General features: G+C 35.5%; 9 protein-coding genes and 1 other RNA gene. All 10 read left to right on the plus strand.

The features are described from left to right. Positions 1–120 precede the first annotated feature (120 nt). The 10 genes from phhA to H4J50_RS17540 all read left to right on the plus strand — a co-directional run bounded on the left by phhA (position 121) and on the right by H4J50_RS17540 (position 8,950). Entirely contained in the window at positions 121–921 is an 801-nt protein-coding gene (gene phhA / locus H4J50_RS17495; RefSeq protein WP_182257505.1) for a phenylalanine 4-monooxygenase, read from the plus strand. Between the two features lie 9 nt (positions 922–930). Then, the gene (locus H4J50_RS17500; protein ID WP_108455296.1) at positions 931–1,269 is read left to right on the plus strand and encodes a 4a-hydroxytetrahydrobiopterin dehydratase; all 339 of its coding nucleotides are present in this window, start codon (positions 931–933) and stop codon (positions 1,267–1,269) included. A 112-nt stretch (positions 1,270–1,381) separates the two neighbouring features. Continuing rightward, positions 1,382–2,932 carry a transcriptional regulator TyrR gene (gene tyrR, locus H4J50_RS17505; RefSeq protein WP_108455297.1) on the plus strand — a complete coding sequence of 517 codons (1,551 nt, stop codon included), beginning with the start codon at positions 1,382–1,384 and terminating at the stop codon, positions 2,930–2,932. Between the two features lie 65 nt (positions 2,933–2,997). After that, positions 2,998–3,639, plus strand: coding sequence for a maleylacetoacetate isomerase (gene maiA, locus H4J50_RS17510; protein ID WP_108455298.1), 642 nt, complete (start codon positions 2,998–3,000; stop codon positions 3,637–3,639). 76 nt (positions 3,640–3,715) lie between these two features. Next, a complete protein-coding gene (locus H4J50_RS17515; protein ID WP_182257506.1) occupies positions 3,716–4,576 on the plus strand; it encodes a DUF3014 domain-containing protein in 861 nt (286 codons plus the stop codon). A gap of 17 nt (positions 4,577–4,593) precedes the next feature. Next, positions 4,594–5,187, plus strand: a complete 594-nt coding sequence (locus H4J50_RS17520; RefSeq protein WP_259366287.1) for a 1-acyl-sn-glycerol-3-phosphate acyltransferase — start codon at positions 4,594–4,596, stop codon at positions 5,185–5,187. A gap of 90 nt (positions 5,188–5,277) precedes the next feature. Then, positions 5,278–5,374, plus strand: an RNA gene (gene ffs / locus H4J50_RS17525) — signal recognition particle sRNA small type. A 124-nt stretch (positions 5,375–5,498) separates the two neighbouring features. Next, positions 5,499–6,125 carry a TnsA endonuclease N-terminal domain-containing protein gene (locus H4J50_RS17530; RefSeq protein ID WP_182257507.1) on the plus strand — a complete coding sequence of 209 codons (627 nt, stop codon included), beginning with the start codon at positions 5,499–5,501 and terminating at the stop codon, positions 6,123–6,125. Beyond that, positions 6,118–7,965, plus strand: a complete 1,848-nt coding sequence (locus H4J50_RS17535) for a Mu transposase C-terminal domain-containing protein (RefSeq protein WP_182257508.1) — start codon at positions 6,118–6,120, stop codon at positions 7,963–7,965. Before H4J50_RS17530 ends, H4J50_RS17535 begins: the two co-directional genes overlap by 8 nt. Beyond that, positions 7,931–8,950, plus strand: a complete 1,020-nt coding sequence (locus tag H4J50_RS17540; RefSeq protein WP_182257509.1) for a TniB family NTP-binding protein — start codon at positions 7,931–7,933, stop codon at positions 8,948–8,950. Before H4J50_RS17535 ends, H4J50_RS17540 begins: the two co-directional genes overlap by 35 nt. The last annotated feature ends 38 nt before the right edge of the window (positions 8,951–8,988 follow it).

An 8,988-nucleotide genomic window follows, 5' to 3' on the forward strand; every position in this document is an offset into this window, starting at 1 on the left:
GCCGCTTGCCAGGTAGTGCTTTTTCTACTGATGTTGCCTTACTATTGTGACAACTAAATTGTTTACATATCAAAATAAAATTAATTATAGATTTGATATGAATAAAGTAAGGTTAAAAAAATGGGGAAGGCAACTAAATACGTTTCAAAAGTTGCAGATGAACATGGCAATATTGCATGGACAACGGCAGAAAATGAAATTTGGCATGCATTAATTACTCGTCAGCTTTCAACAGTAAAAGACACAGCTTGTGATGAGTTTAATGAAGGATTAACTAAGCTTAACCTACCACTTGATCGGATTCCACAATTAGGGGAAGTGAGTGAGGTTTTAAAAGCGACAACAGGATGGTGCTGTGAACCTGTACCAGCCTTAATCGGTTTTGGTGAATTTTTTAGATTATTATCTGAAAGAAAATTCCCAGTAGCTACATTTATTCGTTCACAAGAAGAGTTCGACTATTTACAAGAGCCCGATATATTTCATGAAATATATGGTCATTGTCCGTTGTTAACTAATGAGTCGTTTGCAAATTACACCCAAGCTTATGGCATGATGGGTTTAAATGCCTCGAAAGAAGACAGGGTGTTTTTAGCTCGACTTTATTGGTTTACTGTAGAGTTTGGCTTACTTAACACACCTAAAGGTTTACGCGTTTACGGTGGAGGGATTTTGTCTTCACCTAGTGAAACTGAATATGCCTTGAACGATAAGTCAGTGGAAAGAAAACCATTAGATGTTCTAGATGTTCTTCGCACTCAATATCGCATTGATATTATGCAACCAGTTTATTTTATGCTGACAAAGGTTAGCGATTTAGACGATATACGTAAATTAGAAGTAGAAGATATTATGGAACTAGTAGAGCAAGCTAAACAAATTGGTCTGCATCCAGCTAAATTTGAATTAAAAGCAAGTTAAGGAATATTTATGAGTGGCGAATTATCAAATCAACAATGTGAAGCATGCCAAGTGGATGCTCCAAAAGTTAGCGACGATGAGTTAGCAAGCTTATTGTCTCAAATACCTGACTGGGTGCCTGAAGTAAACAATGGCGTAATGATGCTAGAGCGAGTTTATAAATTCAAAAACTATAAGTTAGCTTGGGCTTTTTCAAATAAAGTTTCTGAATTAGCAGAAAAAGAATTTCATCATCCGGCCATTTTATTAGAGTGGGGAAAAGTAAAAGTTACTTGGTGGACTCATGCTATTAAAGGGCTGCATAAGAATGACTTTATCTGTGCGGCTAAAACTGACCAACTTCTGTAATGTTTGCTTACAACAATAATACCAAGCCTCCTATCAATGGGGGCTTTTTTTTGTTGTAAAAATTAGTTTACAATAGCGCTATTAGATTTTGATGTTTGCTTGAGGTTAATAAATGCGTTTAGAAATTGGTTGCCATGACCGAGTAGGTATTGCGCAAAGTGTGTTGGCGATATTTGTTGAACGTGGGATTGACCTACGTGGTATCGAGCTTAAACAGCCGGGAAAAATTTTTATTAACATCCCTGATTTGGAGTTTTCAGAGTTACAAAGTTTTATGCCGCAATTACGTTTAATTGACGGAATTGTAGATGTTAAAACAACACCTTACATGCCGTCAGAGCGTGAACGAAATGAATTTGAAACCTTAGTTAAAACTTTCCCTGATCCTTTTATATCTGTTGATAACAAAGGGCAAATACGCGTGGTAAATAATATCGCGGCGCAAATAATGTGCGAATCGCTCGAACACATTATTGGAGAGCATGTTGGCCAGTGGCTAAAAGGGTTTAATTTCTCTCGCTGGCTTGATAGTGAAGAAGTGCTAGCTCAAACTCGCAGGGTTAAATTTCAAGACGACGATTTTGTTGCAGATATTATTCCTATTCACATTGCAGATGGCGATGAAAAGCAATTACTTGCTGGTGCAGTGATTATATTAAAATCTGAAGCTAGATTAGGTCAGCAAATTAGTGTTTTTAAAAAGGCTAATGAGAATGACTTTAACGGCATTCAGTCTAATAGTAGCTCTATGCGTAAATTGATTCGTGAAGCCAAGCGCATGGCCTTGCTTGACTCTTCAATGTTGATTGTTGGAGAAACTGGGACTGGCAAAGAGTTATTAGCTCGCGCTTGTCATGCTGCTAGTGACCGAACCGATAAACCTTTTATGACCTTGAGTTGTGCCGCATTACCTGACGACGCAGCAGAAACTGAATTATTTGGCTCAGGTGCTGCAGGGCAAGTAAATAGTAAACGTGGTATTTTTGAGTCAGCCGATGGTGGCACCATATTTTTTGATGAAGTAGGTGAAATGTCCGCCAAACTGCAAACAAAAGTGTTAAGGGTTATCCAAGATGGCACTTTTAGACGCATTGATGACGAAAAAGAAATTAAAGTTAATGTACGTATTATAGGTTCGACTAATCGCGATTTACTTAACATGGTGTCTCTTGGTGAATTCAGAGAAGATTTATATTATCGCTTAAATGTTTTAGGCCTTAATATTCCATCTTTACGAGAGCGACGTTCTGATATCGTGCCTTTAGCGGAACTTTTTGTGACTAAATTTGGTCAACGTATTGGTAAGACTCATATTTCATTCGATCCTGAGTGTTTGGAGTTTATTGAACACTACCCTTGGCCAGGTAATGTTAGGCAGCTTGAAAATGTGTTAATTCGGGCGGTATCTTTAATTGAAGGTAATATCATTATGACCTCACATTTACAGCTACCAGCATATACACGTGAGCATGGTTATCTAGAGCAAGATTTTGAAGGCACATTAGATGCCGCTGTGAAAAATTTTGAAGCTGATTTACTGAGAAAGCTTTACCCGGCTTATCCTAGTACAAGACAATTAGCGAAAAAATTAGGACTGAGTCATACCGCGATTGCTAATAAGTTACGTGATTATGATATCAACAAAAAAACGGTAAAAATTTAACGTGATTCTGCCAATATTGTCTAGATTTATTATTGGCATTTCTCAAGGCTAATTGAGTATTATAAATGAAATTATATGGTTATTGGCGCTCTTCTGCCGCATATAGAGTTCGAATTGCAATGCATCTTAAAGGACTGGCGTTTGAATCAATTCCAGTACATTTAGTAAAAGATGGTGGAGAACAGCACAAGGCTGCCTATACTGATTTAAACCCAACGCATTTAGTACCAACGCTTGTTGATGAAGATGTTACGCTTCATCAGTCAATGGCAATTATTGAGTATTTAGATGATAAATTTCCATCGGTAAGTGTTTACCCAAAAGATATTGTAGCTAAAGCTAAGGTAAAGGCACTTTCACTTGATATAGCTTGTGAAATGCACCCAGTTAACAACCTAAGGGTGCAACAATATTTAGTAAAAAGTTTTTCGTTACAAGAAAGTGATAAGCTGACTTGGAGCCATCATTGGATGAATGTTGGTTTTGTTGCAGTTGAAAAGCAATTGGAACTGAATGCCGGGCGTTATTGCTTTGGTGATTTTATAACGATGGCTGATATTTGTTTAGTACCACAAGTATATAATGCTAATCGATTTAATCTTGATATGAGTGATTTTCCGAATATCTGCCGTGTTGTAGATAATTGTAATAAACATCCCGCATTTATTGCTTCACTTCCTGAGAATCAGGAAGATGCACAGAAATAAATAGGGTTATAATCAAGGGTATAACTTGGTAAATTCATTATTTATCATTCACTTTTTTCAATAAACAAGGGTTAATATGTCAATTCAACATACAGAACAAAAACAAACGCCTTGGGCTGTTATTGCGATAATTATAGCCGCGATTATCGCCTTTGTTATTTATTATTATGTTATTGCTGGCGACGATAGCAGTGCTATTGAAGTCGCTTCTCCAGTTGCTATTACTGCAGTTCAAGAGCCTGTTGAAATTATTGAAGCTGAGCCAGAGTTGCTTGAGCAAGACATTCTAACCGAGACAATTGAAGAAGATATCGTTGATATCGAACCTGAAATTAACTTACCTAAATTAGACGAAAGTGATAGCTGGTTTAGTACCAAATTACCTACCTTAACTTGGCGAAAAGAGTTACTTAAATTAGTGGTAACGGATGATATGATCCGTCGTTTCGTGGTGTTTACTGATAACTTCAGTCAAGGTACTTTAGCATATGAACACACACCATTAGTCATGCCAAACACTAAGTTTACGGCACTTGAACAAGAAACTGATCAAGGCACAAAATTGCAGTGGGATGAAAGTAGTGCTCGTCGCTTTAGTCTATATGTTGATCTTTTACGTTCAATGGATAGCGAAATGCTTGTGCAATGGTACATTGAGCTAAAACCACTTATTGACCAAGCATATGGAGAGTTAGGCTACCCAGATCAAGATTTTACTGACAAGCTGCATAACGCAATAACCAAAGTTTTAGACATGGAAATTCCTAAAAATCAACCAGAATTAGAACGACCAAGTGTTATGTATAAATACAAAGATGAGTCTTTAGAGTCATTAGATGATGCTGAAAAGCTATTACTTAGACTCGGCAAAGAAAATTTACTTGTTATTAAGTCAGTGATGCTGGAAATTAATGAAAAACTAGCTAGAGCACGTTGATCCTTGGTACGCAGTAAATGAAAAAAATGATAATACCGACTGTACCCGAATGTATAGCAACCCGTAATTATGGTCTATTAAGCCGTTTTTCACGACAAATAATGATGCGGTGTGGTTGGACAATTATTGGAGATTTACCTCAGCAACCTAAATTTATTCTTGCCGTTGCACCGCATACCTCAAATTGGGATTTTTTTGTCGGTATTGGGGTCATGTTTACATTAAACCTTAAAGTACGCTTTTTGGCGAAAGGAAGTCTATTTCGTTGGCCAATTAAATCCTTGTTAAACGGGATAGGGGGTATTGGTGTCGATCGTAATCATAGTCATGGGGTTGTGGGGCAAATTGTTGATGAGTTTAACTCCAACGAGAAATTCATTTTAGGTATTGCGCCAGAAGGGACTAGAAGCAAAACAGTAGAGTGGCGAACTGGTTTTTTACATATTGCTAAACAAGCCAATGTTCCTGTGGTACCCGTAAGTTTTGATTTCTTTAAAAAAGAAGTGAAATTTCACCACGCCGTTATTATTACCGGTGATATAAATCAAGAATTAGTAGAATTTAAGCAGGTATTTGCTAATGTTTGTGCAAAAAAACCACAAGCAGTTTAATTTTATTAACTAGGGCTTGCAACCAAGCTATTGTTTAGCGATAATTCGCGCCGCGTTGAAGAGTTTGTTTTGACGCTACTATGGTGACCCTTTTGGTCCCTCCGCAATGATACTCTGTGAACTCGGCCAGGTCCGGAAGGAAGCAACCGCAGCAGACGACTCATGTGCCGGAGTGTGGCTATTAGGGTTGCCACCCAATCTTCTTTTAATGTCGATACAACCATACCTTGACAAAAAACAACCATACCTTGACAAAGTTCATTTTTTGACCAATCATTACGTAAGTTTATTACATATATGTTGGAATTCAAATGTACAAACGTACCTTAAAGAAATCAACAGTAAAAAATATCCATAAATTTTCCAGTACAAAATGCGGGGAAATGATCGTTGTTGAATCATCTTTAGAATATGATTCATGTTTCCATTTTGAATTTTCCAAACAGATTATTCTATATGAAGCTCAACCTATCGGTTTTCAATATGAGTTATGCGGTAAATTAAGAAGCTACACTCCTGATTTTTTAGTAACGCTTGATGGCGAAGAAGAAATATTCTACGAAGTAAAACCTTTTTGTAAAACCCTATCCGAAGAATTTAATCTTGAATTTGAAGCTAAAAAAATTGCTGCTTTAAACCTAGGTAAAAAGCTAGAATTAATAACAGAAAAACAAATTCGTATAATACCATTACTTAATAATTTAAAATTAATTCATAGATATCAACGCCTAGAGCACAACTTAACATCTTTTCAAAAGCAACTATTAAAGTTGATTACCTCTGCCGAAAGCTTAACGTTGTCATATTTAATTGATAACACTCAAACATCTTTTTCGGAAATCATTCCACATATTGCAGACTTATTAGCTAAAGGCTTGCTAGAGTCCAATCTATTTAAGCCATTAGAATCTAATAGTGACTTATATTGTTATGGCTAATTCATTTGATTCTTTGTTTTCAGATAATAAAGAGCTGTCGAAAGGAGCTTTAAATAACACTGCGAATGAAAAACCATTTCACGCTTATATAGAAACTAAAAAAACAGAAGAAAACTTTTCAGATATCACTGTATTCTCTGAAGATCAGCAAAGTGATGCCATTCATCGATATTCTTGGTTAAAAGAGTTATATCGCCTGAATATAAAAGCATTCACGCAAAATTCACTTAAAGACCCCATCAGCCAAATTCAAATTATTTTAGGTGGTCACGCTCCTAATTGGCGAACCTTGATAAGGTGGCATAAAAGTTATCAAAACTCAGGCCGAAAACTTATCTCTCTGGTCCCTAAAAAAAGCTCAGGTAACAATACTTTGCGGTTATCTAATATAGCTGATGAATTATTACAAAAAGCTATGAATCGACTATTAAGTGTCGAAAGACCCTCTATTGCTGATGGACATAAATATTTAGAAGAACTTATATATTTGCACAATAAAAATACGGGCACAAAGTTAGTAGCGCCTTCATATGAGAGCGTAAGAAGGAAGTTTAATGCTATTACACCATATGATAAAAAATTAGCTTTTGAAGGAAAAGCAAAGGCAAAGCAAGAATTTAATAAAGTAGGAATGATATTAAAAACGTCAAGGGCTTTGGAGTGTGTAGAAGTTGATCATACACCCTTAGATTTATTTGTAATTGATGAAGTATCCAACTTACCACTAGGAAGACCTTATTTAACTGTATTCAAAGATCGTCATACAAAATCAATAACTGGTTATTACATTGGTTTTGAGCCTCCTAGTATTGTTTCGGTAGGTTATGGTTTAAAGAACACTATTTTACCTAAAGCGTGGATGAAAACTGACTTTCCAGACATAAAAAAAGAGTGGTCTGCTTATGGCATTCCAGAACAATTAGTTGTAGATAACGGAAGTGAGTTTTGGAGTGGAGGTTTTGTGAATATGTGTTTGGAATTGAATATCGATATCAAACAAAATCCTGTTCGAAAACCTTGGCTAAAACCAAGCGTCGAGCGTTTCTTTGGGACATTAAATCGGAGCTTGTTCACAAGCACACCAGGTAAATCCTTTTCAAATATTTTTGAAAGAGAAGATTATGACCCTCAGAAATATGCCGTATTAACATTAGCAGTCTTGAAAGAAGTATTGGCTGTATGGGTTGTTGAAATATATCAACATGCACCTAATTCACGAAAAACAGATATTCCTGAGCTCAACTGGAATAAAGCTTGCGAAAAATTCCCGCCACTAAAATTTGAAGGTTCGGAAAGTAAACTTGATTTTTACATGGGCAACTTACACAAAAGCACGCTAAGAAAAGAAGGCATTACATTTAAATATTTACGATACCACAGTGATGAACTTGCGCTTATTAGGGCAAACTTAGGCGATCATAAAATACAATATAAATACCTCTCTGATGATTTAAGTTACATATATGTACTGAATAATGAAGAGCAGAAATACATTCGGGTACCCGCGGTAGATGTTGAATACACCGAAAACCTTTCTTTATGGGAACATAAAGTTCACCTTAAATATGTCCAAAAATATATAGGTGAAAGTTTTAATTTAGGGGATTTAATCGAAGCTCGAATTAAAATAAGAAATATTGTTGAAGATGCTGTCAGCAATAAAAAGACGAAAATAACAGGAAAAAAGCGAGCAAGTCGTTATATTGAAAAAGATGGCGGCTATTCACCTGAATCATTAATAAACAAAACCGAAAGTAAAAAAGAGAGTGATCCAATAAATAACGATGACACTGATTGGGATTTTGATGACAGCTGGAGTGTTGATATTAATGATAGCTAACCAACAATATCAAAATAATGCTTCTATCCCATCATTAAGCACAATATTTGTTCTTAGTCCCAAACTAAACCAAATATTAGAGTTAATGGAAGATTGTCGTTTAGATAGCAAGCTTACAAATGATCCACAGTGCATGCTTGTAACGGGTGATACTGGGGCAGGAAAAACATCCTTAATTGAATACTATCACAAAGAAAGACCTAATTTAGAAAGTGAGTATGCTTCTAAAATACCAATACTATCAACAAGCTTACCGGAAAGTTCGACTCCTATTACTGCAGCTCAACAACTTTTGTACGATTTAGGTGATCCGTTCTACTCAAAAAGTGACAATATTATAGAGCTTACCGCTAAATTAGTGGTTCTAATTAAAAACTGTCAAGTTGAAATGATCATCATTGATGAGTTTCAACACATGATTGAATTTAAAACAAAAAAAGTATTATTTAGAGTAGCTGACTGGCTAAAAATGTTAATTGTTAGAACTAAGGTACCTATTATACTATTTGGCTTGCCTTATTCTGAATTGATTCTTCAGACCAATAAGCAATTAGCGGGTAGGTTTTTATTACGACAAAATTTAGAGCCTTTTAGGATTAAATTAAAGGCTAATAGAAATTACTTTTTAAGTTTCTTAAATGCAGTAGATAAAGTGTTGCCATTTGAAAAAAGTTCTAACTTAACTAATTCAGAAATAGCTAAGGCGATGTATGTTGCATGCAAAGGGAATTTAAGAAATTTAATGGTACTAATTAACTATGCGGTTAAAAAATCATTAAAAAAAGGTGAGTTAAATCTATCTATAGAGTCTTTAAAGTATGCGGCTGATATATTAAAAGTTACGTCCACAAACCCCTTTAAGCTTAAAAGTATAGAGCTTAGTGATATTGTCGAGCCTTCTAAAAATATAGGTTGGGAAACTATCTTAGAACAACAAAAAGTCACAAATAAAGACATTAAGTTAACGATTGATGATTTGTTTTGAGTTATATAAAGGTAATAGGAGAGCTCCATGAATAATAT

It is taken from the genome of Colwellia sp. 6M3 (assembly GCF_014077595.1).
Lineage (GTDB): Bacteria > Pseudomonadota > Gammaproteobacteria > Enterobacterales > Alteromonadaceae > Cognaticolwellia.

What these genes read in the sequence shown, in the direction of transcription:
- H4J50_RS17540 (WP_182257509.1), top strand. Translation starts at nt 7,931, where the DNA reads ATGACAGCTGGAGTGTTGATATTAATGATAGCTAACCAACAATATCAA.
- tyrR (WP_108455297.1), top strand. Translation starts at nt 1,382, where the DNA reads ATGCGTTTAGAAATTGGTTGCCATGACCGAGTAGGTATTGCGCAAAGT.
- H4J50_RS17515 (WP_182257506.1), top strand. Translation starts at nt 3,716, where the DNA reads ATGTCAATTCAACATACAGAACAAAAACAAACGCCTTGGGCTGTTATT.
- H4J50_RS17530 (WP_182257507.1), top strand. Translation starts at nt 5,499, where the DNA reads ATGTACAAACGTACCTTAAAGAAATCAACAGTAAAAAATATCCATAAA.
- H4J50_RS17520 (WP_259366287.1), top strand. Translation starts at nt 4,594, where the DNA reads ATGAAAAAAATGATAATACCGACTGTACCCGAATGTATAGCAACCCGT.
- H4J50_RS17535 (WP_182257508.1), top strand. Translation starts at nt 6,118, where the DNA reads ATGGCTAATTCATTTGATTCTTTGTTTTCAGATAATAAAGAGCTGTCG.
- phhA (WP_182257505.1), top strand. Translation starts at nt 121, where the DNA reads ATGGGGAAGGCAACTAAATACGTTTCAAAAGTTGCAGATGAACATGGC.
- H4J50_RS17500 (WP_108455296.1), top strand. Translation starts at nt 931, where the DNA reads ATGAGTGGCGAATTATCAAATCAACAATGTGAAGCATGCCAAGTGGAT.
- maiA (WP_108455298.1), top strand. Translation starts at nt 2,998, where the DNA reads ATGAAATTATATGGTTATTGGCGCTCTTCTGCCGCATATAGAGTTCGA.